Source organism: Streptomyces sp. CCM_MD2014 (genome assembly GCF_000772045.1).
GTDB classification, from domain to species: Bacteria; Actinomycetota; Actinomycetes; order Streptomycetales; family Streptomycetaceae; genus Streptomyces; species Streptomyces salinarius.
The window spans coordinates 6485201-6503222 of sequence record NZ_CP009754.1; the positions used below are offsets into that span (position 1 = coordinate 6485201).

Annotated in this window: 16 protein-coding genes; 15 read left to right on the top strand and 1 reads right to left on the bottom strand. The window is 70.8% G+C overall.

Annotation, left to right across the window (positions count from 1 at the left end; translation table 11 throughout):
* Positions 1-312: 312 nt before the first annotated feature.
* On the bottom strand, positions 313-864 hold the full coding sequence (locus NI25_RS28820; RefSeq protein ID WP_078884764.1) for a beta-class carbonic anhydrase: 552 nt from the start codon (positions 862-864) through the stop codon (positions 313-315).
* 422 nt (positions 865-1286) lie between these two features.
* Between NI25_RS28820 and rsmH the strand changes: the two genes are divergently transcribed.
* From rsmH to NI25_RS28895, 15 genes are all read left to right on the top strand, one after another.
* Positions 1287-2243, top strand: a complete 957-nt coding sequence (gene rsmH / locus NI25_RS28825) for a 16S rRNA (cytosine(1402)-N(4))-methyltransferase RsmH (RefSeq protein WP_078884765.1) — start codon at positions 1287-1289, stop codon at positions 2241-2243.
* A gap of 82 nt (positions 2244-2325) precedes the next feature.
* Positions 2326-2880 (top strand): hypothetical protein, encoded by a 555-nt coding sequence (locus tag NI25_RS28830; protein WP_061445242.1) that lies wholly within the window; start codon positions 2326-2328, stop codon positions 2878-2880.
* A complete protein-coding gene (gene ftsI / locus NI25_RS28835; protein WP_061445243.1) occupies positions 2877-4841 on the top strand; it encodes a cell division protein FtsI in 1965 nt (654 codons plus the stop codon). The genes NI25_RS28830 and ftsI overlap by 4 nt, the downstream gene beginning before the upstream one ends.
* 210 nt (positions 4842-5051) lie before the next feature.
* Positions 5052-6572, top strand: coding sequence for a UDP-N-acetylmuramoyl-L-alanyl-D-glutamate--2,6-diaminopimelate ligase (locus tag NI25_RS28840; RefSeq protein ID WP_061445244.1), 1521 nt, complete (start codon positions 5052-5054; stop codon positions 6570-6572).
* A 49-nt stretch (positions 6573-6621) separates the two neighbouring features.
* Entirely contained in the window at positions 6622-8052 is a 1431-nt protein-coding gene (locus NI25_RS28845) for a UDP-N-acetylmuramoyl-tripeptide--D-alanyl-D-alanine ligase (protein ID WP_061445245.1), read from the top strand.
* Positions 8052-9143 (top strand): phospho-N-acetylmuramoyl-pentapeptide-transferase, encoded by a 1092-nt coding sequence (gene mraY, locus NI25_RS28850; protein WP_061447143.1) that lies wholly within the window; start codon positions 8052-8054, stop codon positions 9141-9143. Before NI25_RS28845 ends, mraY begins: the two co-directional genes overlap by 1 nt.
* 8 nt (positions 9144-9151) lie before the next feature.
* Positions 9152-10567: a UDP-N-acetylmuramoyl-L-alanine--D-glutamate ligase gene (gene murD, locus NI25_RS28855; protein WP_107072126.1), complete on the top strand. Its 1416-nt coding sequence runs from the start codon at positions 9152-9154 to the stop codon at positions 10565-10567.
* Between the two features lie 77 nt (positions 10568-10644).
* The gene (gene ftsW, locus NI25_RS28860) at positions 10645-12015 is read left to right on the top strand and encodes a putative lipid II flippase FtsW (RefSeq protein ID WP_061445247.1); all 1371 of its coding nucleotides are present in this window, start codon (positions 10645-10647) and stop codon (positions 12013-12015) included.
* A gap of 6 nt (positions 12016-12021) precedes the next feature.
* Positions 12022-13116 carry an undecaprenyldiphospho-muramoylpentapeptide beta-N-acetylglucosaminyltransferase gene (gene murG, locus NI25_RS28865; protein WP_061445248.1) on the top strand — a complete coding sequence of 365 codons (1095 nt, stop codon included), beginning with the start codon at positions 12022-12024 and terminating at the stop codon, positions 13114-13116.
* Between the two features lie 23 nt (positions 13117-13139).
* A complete protein-coding gene (gene ftsQ, locus NI25_RS28870; RefSeq protein ID WP_061445249.1) occupies positions 13140-13934 on the top strand; it encodes a cell division protein FtsQ in 795 nt (264 codons plus the stop codon).
* Between the two features lie 288 nt (positions 13935-14222).
* The gene (gene ftsZ / locus NI25_RS28875) at positions 14223-15431 is read left to right on the top strand and encodes a cell division protein FtsZ (RefSeq protein ID WP_061445250.1); all 1209 of its coding nucleotides are present in this window, start codon (positions 14223-14225) and stop codon (positions 15429-15431) included.
* Positions 15428-16156, top strand: a complete 729-nt coding sequence (gene pgeF / locus NI25_RS28880; RefSeq protein ID WP_061445251.1) for a peptidoglycan editing factor PgeF — start codon at positions 15428-15430, stop codon at positions 16154-16156. Before ftsZ ends, pgeF begins: the two co-directional genes overlap by 4 nt.
* A 6-nt stretch (positions 16157-16162) precedes the next feature.
* Positions 16163-16882: a YggS family pyridoxal phosphate-dependent enzyme gene (locus tag NI25_RS28885; RefSeq protein WP_061445252.1), complete on the top strand. Its 720-nt coding sequence runs from the start codon at positions 16163-16165 to the stop codon at positions 16880-16882.
* A 128-nt stretch (positions 16883-17010) separates the two neighbouring features.
* Entirely contained in the window at positions 17011-17652 is a 642-nt protein-coding gene (locus NI25_RS28890; RefSeq protein ID WP_007448662.1) for a cell division protein SepF, read from the top strand.
* Positions 17653-17734: 82 nt separating this feature from the next.
* Positions 17735-18019 carry a YggT family protein gene (locus NI25_RS28895; protein WP_007448661.1) on the top strand — a complete coding sequence of 95 codons (285 nt, stop codon included), beginning with the start codon at positions 17735-17737 and terminating at the stop codon, positions 18017-18019.
* Positions 18020-18022: the final 3 nt, after the last annotated feature.

The window sequence follows — 18022 nt, forward strand, 5'->3', positions numbered from 1 at the left end:
CCTCGGCCTTGCCCCGCACTCCTGAGAAATGGGGGTACCCCAACTTGCCGGGCCGGCCCGTCTCCACGGACCGGCCCACCCCGAATCACGGACGCCGCCCGGAAAAAGTTCCGGTGCGACACCACTTCCCGCATTCTTGCCGCCGTTACCGATTCGTGTCACTGCCTGTGGACAACTGGCCGCGACATGTCGGCGCTCGGGGGCCGCACAACCCCTGCAGGCCGCACGGCTCCACGGCTCAACGGCCCCTACGGCTCGTGCTGCCCGAGCGGCACGTGCCCGGCGGGAGCGTCGGGGCGGGCCGGCACCGGATCAGGCGGGGTCGACCTCGCGCAGCCGGCCCGTCTTCACGTCGAAGACGAAACCGCGCACGTCGTCGGTGTGCAGCAGGAACGGTGAGGTGCGCACCCGCTCGATCGACTGCCGCACGTCCTGGTCGGCGTCCCGGAAGGCCTCCACCGCCCACGCGGGACGCTGGCCGACCTCCAGCTCCAGGTCGTGCCGGAAGTCCTCGGTGATGGACTCCATGCCGCAGTTGGTGTGGTGGATGAGGGCCACGCTGCGGGTGCCGAGCGCCCGCTGGCTGATGGTCAGGGAACGGATCACGTCGTCGGTGACGACGCCGCCCGCGTTGCGGATCGTGTGACAGTCGCCGAGCTTCAGACCGAGCGCGGCGTGCAGGTCGATGCGTGCGTCCATGCACGCCACGACCGCGACGCGCTGGACGGGACGGGCGTCCATTCCGGGGTCGCTGAACGCCGCGGCGTAGCGTTCGTTCGCTTCGACGAGCCGGTCGGTGACGGTGTGGTCGGCCGTGGCGGAGTCGGAGCCTGCGGGTACCGATGCAGAAGTCGTCATATCCATGACGTTACTGGCCGTCCCGGCCGGTGGTCCGCTGCGAAGCGGGACAAAGAATGGCATCGAGCCCCGTTGTGAGCCAATCCACAGGGTGGTGCGAAGGCGGCCGTACGGGTGAAAAGCCCCTCGGTGCCGGTTTGCGGGCGCCGTCGGCCGCGACGCGCAGGCCGGTTGATTGACCGGGCGACACGGTGGACTAAAGTGACGCGAAGCGGGAGACGAGGATCTCCCTGCTGGACTGAATTCCCCGGAGACCTGGGCGACGCCCCGCCAGATCTCCCCACGTGCGCGGCGCGTACGTACGGCTCGGCCTCCTCCCGCTCCCGGCCGGCCGACGCTTTTGGCGCCGGCAGGCCTCCCCTTCAGATGCGAGCGGGAGGGGACCCGGCGGTGCGTGACGCCGTGCCGGACCTGAGAGGCCGCCCCACTTGAGCCAGAGTCGACACGTCCCGGTGATGCTCCAGCGGTGTCTGGACCTGCTGGCGCCCGCCCTCCAGGAGCCGGGAGCCGTGGTCGTCGACTGCACGCTGGGACTCGGCGGGCACAGCGAGGCGCTCCTCGAACGCTTCCCCGGGGCCCGGCTCGTGGCGCTCGACCGCGACAAGGAGGCCCTGCGCCTGTCCGGCGAGCGGCTCGCCCCCTACGGTGAGCGCGCCACCCTCGTGCACGCGGTCTACGACGAGCTGCCCGACGTACTCGCCCGGCTCGGCGTCCCGCGCGTCCAGGGCGTGCTGTTCGACCTCGGCGTCTCCTCCATGCAGCTCGACGAGGCCGGCCGCGGCTTCGCCTACGCCCAGGACGCCCCGCTCGACATGCGGATGGACCAGAGCACCGGCATGAGCGCGGCGGAGGTCCTCAACACCTATCCGCCCGGCGAACTCGTCCGCATCCTGCGGGCGTACGGCGAGGAGAAGCAGGCCAAGCGGATCGTGTCCGCGATCGTGCGCGAGCGCGAGAAGGAGCCGTTCAGCAACAGCGCCCGCCTCGTCGAGCTGATCCGCGCCGCGCTGCCGCAGGCCGCCAAGCGCACCGGCGGCAACCCCGCCAAGCGCACCTTCCAGGCCCTGCGCATCGAGGTCAACGGCGAGCTGTCCGTGCTCGAGCGGGCGATCCCGGCGGCCGTCGAGTCGATCGCGGTCGGTGGGCGGATCGCCGTACTGTCGTACCACTCGCTGGAGGACCGGCTGGTCAAGCAGGTGTTCGCGGCCGGCGCCGCCAACACCGCGCCGCCCGGTCTGCCCGTCGTCCCCGAACGCTACGCACCGCGCCTCAAGCTGCTGACGCGCGGTGCCGAACTTCCCACCGAGGAGGAGATCGCCGAGAACCGGCGGGCGGCACCGGCACGGCTGCGCGGCGCCGAGCGCATCAGGGAGTCCCTCGGGTGATGGGAGTCCCTCGGATGGACCGAGCGAGGCAGGCCGGGAACGGGCGGGTGCGGACGGCCCCACCGGGCCGAGGGGAGGGCGAGTGAGCAGGAAACCCGAACTGAGGGGCAGGGCGGCCCGCCTCGCGCGGCTGCTCCCGACGGGCGGCACCCGCGGCCAGGCGGCGCGGGCACCCTTCGTCCTCCTGGTCGTCGTCCTCCTCGGCGGCGGCCTCATCGGACTCCTGGTGCTCAACTCCGCCCTGAGCGAGGGCTCCTTCCAGCTGGACGACCTCAAGCAGCGGACCAAGGAACTCACCGACGAGGAACAGGCGCTCCAGCGGGACATCGACGCCTACTCCGCCCCCCGGGCCCTCCAGCGCCGCGCCAGCGAACTGGGCATGGTCCCCGGGGGCGACCCCGCCTTCCTCGACCCCGACGGAAGCGTCAAGGGCTCGCCCAGCCCCGCGCCCGCCGCGGCCACCCCCCTCGTGCTCGCCCCCGAGGCGCTGACCGCGACCTCCGGCAGCCCGTCCGCGCCCACCCCCTCCGCCTACGCGGAACCGTCCGCGCCGGCCCCCACGTCCCCCACCGCGGGCACGTCCGCCACCCCCGCCCCGGCGGCGACGCCCACCCCGACCCCGACTCCCGGCAGGTGACGGAAGTGTCCGACAGGGAACCGCCGCGCCGCCGCGTGCCCGGACCCGCCAGGCCCGTCCGCCCCGGCGGCGGGCGCCGCCCGGGACCCGGCGCCCGGCCGGCCCGCAGGCCCGCACCGCCCCGGCCGGCGCCCCGCGCCTTCCGGCTCGGCAGCCCGCGCCCCCGCCTGCGCATGATCGGCCTCGCGCTGACCCTGGTGCTGGCCGCCTTCGTCGTACGGCTCCTGCAGGTACAGGCCGTCGACGCCGGCACGTACTCGGCGAAGGCCGAACAGAACCGCTACGTCGTGCACACCCTGCCCGCCGAGCGCGGCGGGATCACCGACCGCAACGGCGTCGCCCTCGCGACCACCGTGGACTCCTACGACATCACCGCCGACCCCACGATGTTCACCCGCGAACAGCTCAAGGTCGACGACGGGCCCGAACAGGCGGCGGCGCTGCTCGCGCCCATCCTCGGCCAGGACCAGGAACACCTGGCCGACGTGCTCCGCCCGAAGAACAAGAAGCTGCGCTACGTCCGCCTCGCGCGTCGGCAGACGCCCCAGGTCTGGAACCAGATCAAGGACCTGAAGACCGCGCTCACCACCAAGGCGGAGACCGACGAGTCCGCCGTCAACGTGCTCGCCGGCGTCTTCGCCGACCCCAGCAGCAAGCGCGTGTACCCGGGCGGCGACCTAGCCGCCGGCATCCTCGGCTGGGTCGGCGCCGACGGCAAGGGCGGCGGCGGCCTGGAACGGAAGCTGGACAAGAAGCTGGCCGGCGAGGACGGCAAGATCCGCTACGCCCAGTCCGGCGGGCGCCAGGTGCCCACCGCCGGCTCCACCGAGACGCCCGCCGTGCCCGGCAGCGACGTCGAGCTGACCATCGACCGCGACATTCAGTGGGCCGCGCAGCACGCCATCAGCGAGCAGGTGAAGAAGTCCAAGGCCGACGGCGGCTACGTCATCGTCCAGGACACGCAGACCGGCGAGATCCTCGCCATGGCCAACGCGCCGAGCTTCGATCCCGGCGACCTCGCCCACGCCGACCCGGACGCGCTCGGCAACGCCGCCCTCCAGGACGCCTTCGAACCCGGCTCCACCGCCAAGGTGCTGTCGATGGCGGCCGTGCTCGAGGAGAACGTCGCCACCCCCGGCACCCACATCACCGTCCCCAACCGCCTCAAGCGCGGCGACCGGCTCTTCAAGGACGACATCGACCACCCGACCTGGTACCTCACGCTCAACGGCGTGCTCGCCAAGTCCAGCAACATCGGCACCATCATGGCCACCGGCGAACTGGGCAAGACCCAGGCCGAGGCCAACAAGGTGCTCTACTCCTACCTGCGCAAGTTCGGCCTCGGCGACTACAGCGGGCTCGGCTTCCCCGGCGAGACCAAGGGCATCCTCGCGCCGCCCGACCAGTGGTCGACCTCCCAGCAGTACACGATTCCTTTCGGCCAGGGCGTCTCCGTGAACGCGCTCCAGGCGGCCTCCATCTACTCGACCATCGCCAACGGCGGCGTCCGGATCGAACCCACGCTCGTGCGCGGCACCAAGGGCGCCGACGGCCGCTTCACCCCCGCCCCCGAGCCCAAGAAGACCCGCGTGACCAGCGAGAAGACCGCGAAGACCCTCGCGCGGATGCTGGAGTCCGTCGTCGACGACGAGGAGGGCACCGGCACCAAGGCCCGCATCCCCGGCTACCGGGTGGCGGGCAAGACGGGCACGGCCAACCGCGTGGATCCGGCCACCGGCAAGTACCACGGCTACACCTCGTCCTTCGCCGGCTTCGCCCCCGCCGACAAGCCTCGCGTCACCGTCTACTGCGCCATCCAGAACGCCACCGAGGGCAGCTACTTCGGCGGCCAGATCTGCGGCCCCATCTACAAGCAGGTCATGGAGTTCGCCCTGAAGACCCTCCAGGTGCCGCCGACCGGCGCCGACCCCGCGAACCTCCCGGTCACCTTCAAGCCCTGAGCCGCACCGCCCCCGCAACCACCGAGCCCGTACCGAGCCAGCGCCGTTTCAGTACCGAGCCACCAGGAACCACCCGTGACAACGATCACCCCCGATCCCGGGAACCAGAACGCCTCCCGCACCTCGCTTCGCCCGCAGGCGGGTACTCCCGGTACGCTCACCGCCGTGCCACACCCTGATCAGTCCCAAACCACCCAGAAGGGCCACCCCGTGACCTACCCGGGACCGCCCCGGCCGGTGCGGATCTCCGCCACACCCCTCGCGGAACTCGCCGATCAGCTGGGTGTCACCGCTCCGGACGGCTCCGCCGAGGTCACGGGCATCACCCACGACTCGCGCGCGGTCCGCCCCGGTGACCTGTACGCCGCCCTGCCCGGAGCCCGCGCCCACGGCGCCGACTTCGTCACCCAGGCCGCCGGCCTCGGCGCCGCCGCCGTGCTGACCGACCCGGCCGGCGCGGAGCGCGTCGCCGCCGCCGGACTGCCGGCGCTCGTGGTCGACGACCCGCGCGCGCGGATGGGCGAACTGGCCGCGACGATCTACGGCCACCCCGGCCGCGACCTCCTCCAGATCGGCATCACCGGCACCTCCGGCAAGACCACCACCGCCTACCTGGTCGAGGGCGGCCTGCGCACGGCGAAGTCCACCGGGCTGATCGGCACCGTCGAGATGCGCATCGGCGACGAGCGCATCAAGTCCGAGCGGACCACCCCCGAGGCCACCGACCTCCAGGCCCTGTTCGCGGTGATGCGCGAGCGCGGCACCGAGGCGGTCGCCATGGAGGTCTCCAGCCACGCCCTGGTGCTCGGCCGCGTCGACGCCTGCGTCTTCGACATCGCGGTCTTCACCAACCTCAGCCCGGAGCACATGGAGTTCCACTCCGGCATGGAGGACTACTTCCAGGCCAAGGCGCAGCTCTTCACGCCGAAACGCAGCAAACTCGGCGTGGTCAACGTCGACGACGAGTACGGGCGGCGCCTGGCCAACGAGGCCACCGTCCCGGTCGTCACCTACTCCGCCGAGGGCCACCCGGACGCCGACTGGCGCGCCGACGGGGTCGAGGTCGGCCCGCTGGACTCCACGTTCACCGTGCTCGGGCCGAAGGGCGAGCGGATCGCCGCCAAGTCGCCCCTGGCCGGACCCTTCAACGTGGCGAACACCCTCGCCGCGATCGTGTCCCTCGCCGCCGCCGGGCTCGACCCGCAGGCCGCCGCCGACGGCGTCGCCGCCGTACCGGGCGTGCCGGGCCGCCTGGAGCGCGTGGACGAGGGCCAGCCCTTCTTCGCGGTGGTCGACTACGCCCACAAGACCGACGCCGTCGAGTCCGTCCTGCGGGCGCTGCGCAAGGTCACCGAGGGCAAACTGCACGCCGTGCTCGGCTGCGGCGGCGACCGGGACACCACCAAGCGGGAGCCGATGGGCGCCGCCGTGGCCCGGTTCGCCGACACCGCCGTACTCACCTCCGACAACCCCCGCTCCGAGGACCCCCTCGCCATTCTCGCCACCATGCTCCAGGGCGCGGCGTCCGTGCCCGCGCACGAGCGCGGCGAGGTGCAGGTCTTCGAGGACCGGGCCGCCGCCATCGCCGCCGCCGTCGCCCGGGCCGAGCCCGGCGACACCGTGCTGGTGGCCGGCAAGGGACACGAGCAGGGCCAGGACATCGCCGGGGTCGTCCGCCCCTTCGACGACCGCCAGGTGCTGCGCGAAGCCATCAAGAAGACCCAGGGATGAGATCCCGAATGGTCCAGCCGATCCTGATCCTGATCCAGGGGACGAACTTGTGATCACCCTCTCACTCGCCGAGATCGCGGAAGTCGTCGGCGGGCGGATGCACGACATACCGGACGCGTCCGCCGAGGTCACCGGGCCGGTCGTCCGGGACTCCCGGGAAGCCGGACCCGGCAGCCTCTTCGTCGCCTTCGTCGGCGAACGGGTGGACGGCCACGACTTCGCCGCGCAGGTCGTCGAAGCGGGAGCGGTGGCCGTCCTCGGCTCCCGCCCCGTCGGCGTGCCCGCGATCGTCGTGGACGACGTCCAGGCCGCCCTCGGCGCCCTCGCCCGGCACGTCGTACACCGCCTCGGCACCACCCTCGTGGCCCTCACCGGGTCGGCCGGCAAGACCAGCACCAAGGACCTGATCGCCCAGGTCTTGCGCCGCAAGGCGCCCACGGTCTTCACGCCCGGTTCCATGAACAACGAGGTCGGGCTGCCGCTCACCGCGCTCACCGCCACCGGCGAGACGAAGTTCCTCGTCCTGGAGATGGGCGCCCGCGGCATCGGCCACATCCGGTACCTGTGCGAGCTGACCCCGCCGCGGATCGGCCTCGTCCTCAACGTCGGCTCCGCGCACATCGGCGAGTTCGGCGGCCGGGAGCAGATCGCCCAGGCCAAGGGCGAACTCGTCGAGGCGCTGCCGCCGGCCGAGGAGGGCGGCACCGCGGTCCTCAACGCGGACGACCCCCTCGTAAGGGCCATGGCTTCCCGAACGAAGGCGAAGGTGCTCCTTTTCGGAGAGTCCGACGAAGCGGACGTTCGCGCCGAGAACGTGCGACTCACGGACACCGGACAGCCTTCCTTCAGCCTTCACACACCCTCCGGTGCAAGCGATGTGACCATGCGCCTGTACGGTGAGCACCACGTGTCGAACGCGCTCGCCGCGGCCGCCGTCGCCCACGAGTTGGGCATGTCCGCAGACGAGATCGCCACCGCGCTCTCCGAGGCGGGCTCCCTCTCCCGCTGGCGGATGGAGGTCACCGAGCGCCCGGACGGCGTGACGGTCGTCAACGACGCCTACAACGCGAACCCCGAGTCCATGAAGGCCGCGCTGCGTGCGCTGGTTGCCATCGGCGAAGCCTCACGGGCAAGGGGGGGCCGCACGTGGGCGGTGCTCGGCAAGATGGCCGAGCTCGGGGACGAGGCGCTCGCCGAGCACGACGCGGTCGGACGGCTCGCCGTCCGGCTCAACGTCAGCAAGCTCGTCGCGGTCGGGGGCAGGGAAGCCCGATGGCTGCAACTGGGCGCATATAACGAGGGTTCGTGGGGTGAGGAGTCGGTGCACGTGTCCGACGCACAGGCGGCGGTCGACCTGTTGCGCAGCGAGTTGCGCCCGGGGGACGTCGTGCTCGTGAAGGCGTCCCGTTCGGTGGGTCTGGAGAGCGTCGCCTCGGCGCTGCTCGAGAATGGCGCCGAGGGTGAGGTTGCCGCCCGATGATGAAGCAGATCCTGTTCGCAGGAGTCATTGGCCTCTTCCTGACGCTGGTCGGCACCCCGCTGCTGATCAAGCTCCTGGCCCGCAAGGGCTACGGCCAGTACATCCGTGACGACGGACCGCGCGAGCACGCCAGCAAGCGCGGTACGCCGACCATGGGTGGTATCGCCTTCATCCTGGCGACGGTCGCCGCGTACTTCCTCGCCAAGGGCATCACCAGCTATCTGGACCCGGACATCGACGCCGGGCCGACGTTCTCCGGTCTGCTGGTGCTCGGCCTGATGGTCGGCATGGGCCTGGTCGGCTTCCTGGACGACTACATCAAGATCGTCAAGCGTCGTTCGCTGGGCCTGCGGGCCAAGGCGAAGATGGCCGGCCAGCTCATCGTCGGCATCGGCTTCGCCGTGCTCTCGCTGCAGTTCGCGGACAACCGGGGCAACACTCCGGCCTCCACCAAGCTGTCGTTCATCACCGACTTCGGGTGGACCATCGGCCCGGTGCTGTTCGTCGTCTGGGCGCTGTTCATGATCCTCGCGATGTCGAACGGCGTGAACCTCACCGACGGTCTGGACGGCCTGGCCACCGGCGCCTCCGTCCTGGTCTTCGGCGCCTACACCTTCATCGGCGTGTGGCAGTTCCAGGAGTCCTGCGCCAACGCGCTGACCCTGACCAACCCGGGCGCCTGCTACGAGGTGAGGGACCCGCTCGACCTCGCGGTGGTCGCGTCCGCGCTGATGGGCGCCTGCCTCGGCTTCCTGTGGTGGAACACCTCGCCGGCCAAGATCTTCATGGGCGACACCGGTTCGCTCGCGCTCGGCGGTGTGCTCGCGGGTCTGGCGATCTGCTCGCGCACCGAACTGCTGATGGCCATCCTCGGCGGCCTGTTCGTCCTGATCACCATGTCGGTGGTCATCCAGGTCGGCTCCTTCCGCCTCACCGGCAAGCGGGTCTTCCGGATGGCGCCACTCCAGCACCACTTCGAACTCAAAGGCTGGTCCGAGGTCCTCGTCGTGGTCCGTTTCTGGATCATTCAAGGCATCTGTGTGATCGTCGGACTCGGCCTCTTCTACGCGGGATGGGCAGCGGACAAGTGACCTCCTCGGTGCCTTCGGAATTCACCGGCAAGCACGTCACCGTCGCCGGGCTCGGCGTCTCGGGCGTCCCGGCGGCCAGGGTCCTGCACGGACTCGGCGCGCACGTCACCGTCGTCAACGACGGCGCCGACGAGCGGGCCCGGACGCAGGCGGCGGAGCTGGAGGCGCTCGGCGTCACCGTCCGCCTGGGCGACGGCGACACGCTCCCCGAGGGCACCGAGCTGATCGTCACCGCCCCCGGCTGGAAGCCCACCAAGCCCCTGTTCACGGCGGCCGCCGAGGCCGGCGTCCCGGTATGGGGCGACGTCGAACTGGCCTGGCGGATGCGCGGCCTGGACGGCAGGGAGCCCGCTCCCTGGCTGGCGGTCACCGGCACCAACGGCAAGACCACCACCGTCCAGATGCTCGCGTCGATCCTGAAGGCGGCCGGTCTGCGCACCGCCGCCGTCGGCAACATCGGCGTCTCCCTGCTGGACGCGGTCACCGGCGAGGTGGAGTACGACGTCCTCGCCGTGGAGCTGTCCAGCTACCAGCTCCACTGGGCGCCCTCCCTGCGCGCCCACTCCGCCGCCGTGCTCAACCTCGCCCCGGACCACCTCGACTGGCACGGCTCGATGGAGGCCTACGCCGCCGACAAGGGCCGTATCTACGAGGGCAATCGGGTCGCCTGCGTCTACAACGTCGCCGACAAGGCGACCGAGGACCTGGTCCGCGCCGCCGACGTCGAGGAGGGCTGCCGGGCGGTCGGCTTCACGCTCGGCACCCCCGGCCCGTCCCAACTCGGCGTCGTGGAGGGCCTCCTGGTCGACCGCGCCTTCGTCGAGGACCGGCAGAAGAACGCCCAGGAACTGGCCGAGGTCTCGGACGTCAACCCGCCGGCCCCGCACAACATCGCCAACGCCCTCGCCGCCGCCGGGCTCGCCCGCGCCTTCGGCGTCTCCGCCGCCGCCGTACGGGACGGGCTGCGCGCCTTCACGCCGGACGCCCACCGCATCGCGCACGTCGCCGACGTGGACGGGGTGGCGTACGTGGACGACTCCAAGGCCACCAACACCCACGCCACCGAAGCCTCCTTGGCGGCCTACGAGTCGATCGTGTGGATCGCCGGCGGACTGGCCAAGGGCGCGACCTTCGACGAGCTGGTCGCGGGCGCGGCGAAGCGGCTGCGCGGCGCGGTCCTCATCGGCGCCGACCGCGCCCTGATCCGCGAAGCCCTGGCGCGACACGCCCCGGAAGTACCCGTGGTCGACCTCGACCGGACCGACACTGGTGCGATGCTCCAGGCCGTCCAGGAGGCACGGCGGCTCGCCCGGCCGGGCGACACGGTGCTGCTGGCCCCGGCCTGTGCCTCCATGGACATGTTCACCAACTACAACCAGCGCGGTGACGCGTTCGCGCAGGCCGTTCGCGAACTCGGCGCCTGACCCGGCCGCGCTCCCGCGCCGGGTGAACTCGGGAGGACGCGTGGGACGGTCCATGCCGACGTACAGCGGAGGCAGCGATGCCCGGTAGTCCCCAGAGCCGCACCGGGCGTCCGCCCGTCCAGCGGGCCGTCAAGCGGCCCGCCGCGCCGCGGCCGCCGCGCGAGAACCCGGTGCTGGGCCTGTACCTGCGCCTGCGCCGCGCCTGGGACCGGCCGCTGACCGCCTACTATCTGATCTGCGGCGGCAGCGCGCTGATCACCGTGCTCGGCCTGGTGATGGTCTACTCGGCCTCCCAGATCACCGCGCTCCAGCTGTCGCTGCCCGGCTCGTACTTCTTCCGCAAGCAGGCCCTCGCGGCGCTGATCGGCGCCGGGCTCCTGGCCGCCGCGATGAGGATGCCGGTCAAGCTGCACCGCGCCCTCGCCTACCCCATCCTCGCCGGGGCCGTCTTCCTGATGATCCTGGTCCAGGTGCCGGGGATAGGAGTCGCGGTCAACGGCAACCAGAACTGGATCGCGCTCGGCGGCTCCTTCCAGATCCAGCCCAGCGAGTTCGGCAAGCTGGCCCTGGTGCTGTGGGGCGCCGACCTGCTCGCCCGCAAGCACGACAAGAAGCTGCTGACCCAGTGGAAGCACATGCTGGTGCCGCTGGTGCCGGCCGCGTTCATGCTGCTCGGGCTCATCATGATCGGCGGCGACATGGGGACCGCGATCATCCTGACGGCGATCCTTTTCGGCCTGCTGTGGCTGGCCGGTGCGCCCACCCGGCTGTTCGCCGGCGTGCTGTCCATCGCGGTGCTGCTCGGCTTCATCCTCATCAAGAGCAGCCCCAACCGCATGGCCCGCCTCAACTGCCTGGGCGCCACCGACCCCGGCCCGGGCGACGCCTGCTGGCAGGCCGTGCACGGCATCTACGCCCTCGCCTCGGGCGGACTGTTCGGTTCCGGGCTCGGCGCCAGCGTGGAGAAATGGGGTCAACTCCCCGAAGCGCACACCGACTTCATCTTCGCCGTCACCGGTGAGGAACTGGGCCTGGCGGGGACGCTGTCGGTACTCGCCCTGTTCGCGGCTCTAGGCTATGCGGGTATCCGCGTGGCCGGACGCACGGAGGACCCCTTCGTGAGGTATGCCGCGGGAGGCGTGACCACCTGGATCACGGCCCAGGCCGTGATCAACATCGGTGCGGTCCTCGGGCTGCTGCCGATCGCAGGCGTCCCGCTCCCGCTGTTCTCCTACGGGGGTTCCGCCCTGCTGCCGACCATGTTCGCCGTCGGTCTGCTGATCGCCTTCGCGCGTGACGAACCCGGTGCGCGGGCGGCGCTTGCGCTGCGGCAACCTCGCTTTGGTAGAAAGCGGGGAGCCAGGGGACCCGCGGCCAAGCGGAGCCCTGGGAGTTGGAACACGATGCGACGGCGCGCCTCGGCGGCGCGCTCGTCCGGAGAGCGGTGAATTTCGGTGCATGTCGTACTCGCCGGCGGAGGAACCGCGGGCCACATCGAGCCCGCGCTCGCCCTCGCGGACGCCCTGCGCAGGCAGGATCCGACCGTGGGGATCACGGCCCTGGGCACGGAACGCGGCCTGGAGACCCGCCTGGTGCCCGAGCGCGGATACGAGCTGGCGCTGATCCCGGCCGTACCGCTGCCCCGCAAGCCCACCCCCGAGCTGATCACCGTCCCGGGCCGGCTGCGCGGCACCATCAAGGCCACCGAGCAGATCCTGGAGCGCACCAAGGCGGACGCGGTCGTCGGCTTCGGCGGCTACGTCGCGCTGCCCGGCTACCTCGCGGCCAAGCGGCTCGGCGTGCCGATCATCGTTCACGAGGCCAACGCCCGCCCCGGACTGGCCAACAAGATCGGCTCGCGCTACGCCGCGCAGGTCGCCGTCTCCACTCCCGACAGCAAGCTGCGCAACTCCCGCTACATCGGCATCCCGCTGCGCCGCTCCATCGCCACCCTCGACCGGGCCGCCGCCCGGCCCGAGGCCCGCGCCATGTTCGGGCTCGACCCCAACCTGCCGACGCTGCTGGTCACCGGCGGCTCGCAGGGCGCCCGCCGCCTCAACGAGGTGATCCAGCAGGTCGCGCCGTGGCTCCAGCAGGCCGGGATCCAGATCCTGCACGCGGTCGGTCCCAAGAACGAACTGCCGCAGGTCCACCAGATGCCGGGGATGCCCCCGTACATCCCGGTAAGTTATCTGGACCGGATGGACCTCGCGTACGCCGCCGCCGACATGATGCTCTGCCGCGCGGGCGCGATGACCGTCGCCGAACTCTCCGCCGTCGGGCTCCCGGCCGCCTACGTCCCGCTGCCCATCGGCAACGGCGAACAGCGGCTCAACGCCCAGCCGGTGGTCAAGGCCGGCGGCGGACTGCTGGTCGACGACGCGGACCTCACGCCCGAGTGGCTCCAGCAGAACGTCCTGCCCGTGCTGGCCGACCCGCACCGGCTGTACGAGATGTCCCGCGCCGCCGCCGAGTTCGGCCGCCGGGACGCCGACGACCTCCTCGTCGGCATGGTGTACGAGGCGATCGCCGCCCGTGCGCACCGCTAGACACTGACGGAAGGCAGGGGAGCGTGGCCGGACCGACCACCGCCGAGCGGGGTGCACGCCAGCAGGAGTCGTCCGGCCCGCCCCGCGCGCGCCGCTTCCGCCCGCCCCGCCTTCGTACGATCATCATCCTCGCCGTGGCGCTCGTGCTCGTCGCCGGCGGCACCGTCTGGGTGCTCTACGGCTCCAACTGGACGCGCCTGGAAGACGTGTCGGTCGAGGGGACCCGGGTCCTGACCCCCGCGCAGGTCCGGGAGGCGGCCGACGTCCCGGTCGGGGACCCGCTGGTCTCGGTCGACACGGAAGCGGTCGAGGCCCGACTGCGCCGGAAATTGCCGCGCATTGACGAGGTCGAGGTGGAGCGTTCCTGGCCGCACGGAATCGGGCTGAAAGTGACGGAGCGTACTCCGGTCCTGATTGTGCAAAAGGGCGAAAAGTTCGTGGAAGTGGACGATGAAGGCGTCCGTTTCGCCACGGTTTCCCGTGCTCCGAAAGGCGTGCCCGAGCTGGAATTGGAGCCCGTCCGCTCCGGTTCCGCAGCGGCGAGCCTGCGCCGCTTCGGCGACGACCGCCTGGTGCGCGAGGCGGTACGGGTGGCCGGCCGGCTCCCGGACCGGGTCGCCCGGGACACACGGGTCGTCAAGGTCCGTTCCTACGACGACATCTCGCTGGAGCTGAGCGGGGAGCGGACCGTGTCGTGGGGGAGTGGTGAGCAGGGTGTGCGCAAGGCGCGCGCGCTCACCGCGCTCATGAAAGCGACGCCCGACGCGCGGCACTTCGACGTCAGTGTTCCCACCGCCCCGGCGTCATCCGGGAGTTGACGGGTATACGCGCAGGCCAGCACCCTGGTTGGGCGGCGCTACGGCTGATCACATAGGGTGAAAAGAAAAACGGGAGGTTCGGCGTGTTCGTTGAACGTGCGCCACTTGTCGACTTAGTGTCCTGTTCGGAAGAGTCCAAGGAACAGACACACTGGTAACCCTAAACTTCAGCGTTAGGGTTCGGGTCGGCGCTACGGACCGTCCCAATCGGCATCAGTCGTCGGGTCGCGGGGGCATCAGTGCTTCGGCGGTCGGGCGACACGTAACTCGAGGCGAGAGGCCTTCGACGTGGCAGCACCGCAGAACTACCTCGCAGTCATCAAAGTCATCGGTGTCGGCGGCGGTGGTGTCAATGCCATCAACCGGATGATCGAGGTCGGTCTCAAGGGCGTCGAGTTCATCGCCATCAACACGGACGCGCAGGCGCTGTTGATGAGCGACGCCGACGTCAAGCTCGACGTCGGCCGCGAACTCACCCGCGGACTCGGCGCCGGAGCCAACCCGGCCGTCGGCCGCAAGGCCGCCGAGGACCACCGCGAGGAGATCGAGGAGGTCCTCAAGGGGGCCGACATGGTCTTCGTGACAGCCGGTGAAGGCGGCGGCACCGGCACCGGCGGCGCGCCCGTCGTGGCCAACATCGCCCGCTCGCTGGGCGCCCTCACCATCGGCGTGGTCACCCGCCCGTTCACCTTCGAGGGACGGCGCCGGGCCAACCAGGCCGAGGACGGCATCGCGGAACTCCGCGAAGAGGTCGACACCCTCATCGTCATTCCCAACGACCGGCTGCTGTCCATCTCGGACCGCCAGGTCAGCGTGCTCGACGCGTTCAAGTCCGCCGACCAGGTGCTGCTCTCCGGTGTGCAGGGCATCACCGACCTCATCACCACCCCCGGCCTGATCAACCTGGACTTCGCCGACGTGAAGTCGGTCATGTCCGAGGCCGGTTCGGCCCTCATGGGCATCGGCTCGGCCCGCGGCGACGACCGCGCGGTGGCCGCGGCCGAGATGGCGATCTCCTCCCCGCTGCTCGAGGCGTCCATCGACGGCGCCCGGGGCGTCCTGCTCTCCATCTCCGGCGGCTCCGACCTCGGCCTGTTCGAGATCAACGAGGCCGCCCAGCTGGTCAGCGAGGCCGCCCACCCCGAGGCCAACATCATCTTCGGCGCGGTCATCGACGACGCCCTCGGCGACGAGGTGCGGGTCACCGTGATCGCGGCGGGCTTCGACGGGGGCCAGCCGCCCTCCAAGCAGCGGGACAACGTCCTCGGCGCCTCCTCCCAGGCCAAGCGCGAGGAGCCCGCCCCGGCCCGGCAGCCCGAGAGCCGCCCGTCCTTCGGCTCGCTCGGCAGCGTTAAGCCGAAGGAGGAGCCCGAGCCGGCACCCGCGCCGGAGCCGGTGAGTGACCTGCCGCCGGTCTCCCCGCCGCCGGTCCCGCCGTCCCGCACCTACTCGGACAGCGCGGCCGAGGAACTGGACGTGCCGGACTTCCTGAAGTGATAGGACAGCGCGACACCGTGAACGGCGCGCACTTCGGCTTCACCGACCGGTGGGGCGGAGTGAGCGCCGTTCCGTACGAGGAGCTCAACCTCGGCGGCGCGGTCGGCGACGACCCCGCCGCCGTCACGGCCAACCGGGAGCTGGCGGCCAAGGCGCTGGGCGCCGACCCGGCCCGGGTGGTCTGGATGAACCAGGTGCACGGCGCCGACGTCGCCGTGGTCGACGCACCCTGGGGGGACCGGCCGGTGCCACGGGTCGACGCCGTCGTCACCGCCGAGCGCGGTCTCGCCCTCGCCGTCCTCACCGCCGACTGCGTGCCCGTCCTGCTCGCCGACCCGGTCGCCGGCATCGCCGCCGCGGCCCACGCGGGCCGGCCCGGACTGGTCGCCGGGGTGGTCCCCGCCGCCGTACGGGCCATGACCGAACTCGGCGCGGACCCCGCCCGGATCGTCGCCCGCACCGGACCCGCGGTGTGCGGCCGGTGCTACGAGGTGCCCGAGCAGATGCGCGCCGAGGTGGCCGCCGTCGAGCCGGCCGCGCACGCCGACACGAGTTGGGGCACACCGGCCGTCGACGTGAGCGCCGGAGTGCACGCGCAGCTCGAGCGCCTGGGGGTGCGCGACCGGGCGCAGTCGCCGGTGTGCACCCGGGAGTCGAAGGACCACTTCTCGTACCGACGCGACCGCACCACCGGGCGGCTCGCGGGCTACGTCTGGCTGGACTGATGGGGCATGACGGACCGTAAGCAGGAACTCGCCGCGAACCTGGCGAAAGTGGAAGAGCGCATCGCCGCCGCATGTGAGGCTGCGAACCGCCCGCGCGAAGACGTGACCCTCATCGTGGTCACCAAGACCTACCCGGCGGACGATGTGCGCATTCTCTCCGAACTGGGGGTGCGTCACGTCGCGGAGAACCGCGACCAGGACGCCGCTCCCAAGGCCGCAGCTTGCTCGGATCTGCCGCTTTCATGGCATTTCGTCGGCCAGTTGCAGACCAACAAGGTGCGTTCCGTGGTCGGTTACGCGGACGTCGTGCAGTCCGTGGACCGGGCCAGGCTCGTCACGGCCCTGTCCAAGGAGGCCGTACGGGCCGGCCGCGAGGTGGGCTGCCTCCTCCAGGTCGCGCTCGACGCGGGGGAGAGCGGACGCGGGGAGCGCGGCGGCGTCTCGCCCGAAGGAATCGAAGAGTTGGCCGACCTGGTCGCCGGATCGGACGGGCTGAGGTTCGACGGGCTGATGACCGTGGCCCCGCTCACCGGCGAGTACGCCGGACGCCAACAGGCGGCGTTCGAGCACCTCATGGATTTGTCGACCCGCGTGCGCCGAACCCATCCGGCTGCGAACATGGTCTCCGCAGGAATGAGTGCGGACCTCGAACAGGCCGTGGCCGCCGGAGCGACACATGTACGCGTCGGCACTGCGGTACTCGGAGTCCGACCCGTGCTCGGGTAACGTCGCCAAGAAGTCGGACCACAGCAGAAAATATGGTCATTACCGCCGAAAGGCGGAGGCAACGACCTCGTGGATCGCAGGCACTTGGAGTCGTCGGCAGATCCACCACAGAGCGGAGGACTCAGAGAATGGCCGGCGCGATGCGCAAGATGGCGGTCTACCTCGGCCTCGTGGAGGACGATGGGTACGACGGCCGGGGCTTCGACCCCGACGACGACTTCGAACCCGAGCTGGACCCGGAACCCGAGCGGGATCACCGGCGCCATGAACCGGCGCACCAGTCACATGGTTCACATCAGCCCCAAAGGGACGAAGAGGTACGAGTCGTCCAACCGCCCGCGCAGCGCGAGCCCATGCCCCGTTCCGCTTCGCTCGCGGCGGAATCGAGTCGTCCGGCGCGCATCGCGCCCGTGGCGTCCATCACACAAGAACGCGCAAGCCTGGAAAAGAGCGCACCGGTCATCATGCCCAAGGTCGTGTCCGAACGAGAGCCCTACCGGATCACCACGCTTCACCCCCGGACCTACAACGAGGCCCGTACCATCGGGGAACACTTCCGTGAGGGCACTCCGGTGATCATGAATCTCACTGAGATGGATGACACAGATGCGAAGCGACTTGTCGACTTTGCGGCCGGTTTGGTGTTTGGTCTTCACGGCAGTATCGAGCGGGTGACGCAGAAGGTGTTCCTGCTGTCTCCTGCTAACGTCGATGTCACGGCGGAGGACAAGGCCCGCATCGCAGAGGGCGGGTTCTTCAACCAGAGCTGAGACGCACCACCGGCAGTGAGCAAGACACACGGATCCGACAACGGGTCCGAGAGATGGTTCAGGGGAGAGGGAAGCAAGGGTCATGAGCGTGGTCCTGGATGTCGTCTACATCGCGCTGATGTGCTTCCTCATCGTGCTCATCTTCCGGTTGGTCATGGACTACGTCTTCCAGTTCGCCCGCTCGTGGCAACCCGGCAAGGCGATGGTGGTCGTTCTGGAGGCCACCTACACTGTCACCGATCCACCGCTGAAGCTTCTGCGGCGGTTCATCCCGCCGCTGCGTCTCGGGGGCGTGGCGCTCGACCTGTCCTTCTTCGTACTGATGATCATCGTCTACATCCTGATCTCGATCGTGAGCCGGCTGTGATCG

What these genes read in the sequence shown, in the direction of transcription:
- NI25_RS28820 (WP_078884764.1), bottom strand. Translation starts at nt 864, where the DNA reads ATGGATATGACGACTTCTGCATCGGTACCCGCAGGCTCCGACTCCGCC.
- mraY (WP_061447143.1), top strand. Translation starts at nt 8,052, where the DNA reads ATGAAGCAGATCCTGTTCGCAGGAGTCATTGGCCTCTTCCTGACGCTG.
- ftsW (WP_061445247.1), top strand. Translation starts at nt 10,645, where the DNA reads ATGCCCGGTAGTCCCCAGAGCCGCACCGGGCGTCCGCCCGTCCAGCGG.
- NI25_RS28885 (WP_061445252.1), top strand. Translation starts at nt 16,163, where the DNA reads ATGACGGACCGTAAGCAGGAACTCGCCGCGAACCTGGCGAAAGTGGAA.
- NI25_RS28890 (WP_007448662.1), top strand. Translation starts at nt 17,011, where the DNA reads ATGGCCGGCGCGATGCGCAAGATGGCGGTCTACCTCGGCCTCGTGGAG.
- NI25_RS28895 (WP_007448661.1), top strand. Translation starts at nt 17,735, where the DNA reads ATGAGCGTGGTCCTGGATGTCGTCTACATCGCGCTGATGTGCTTCCTC.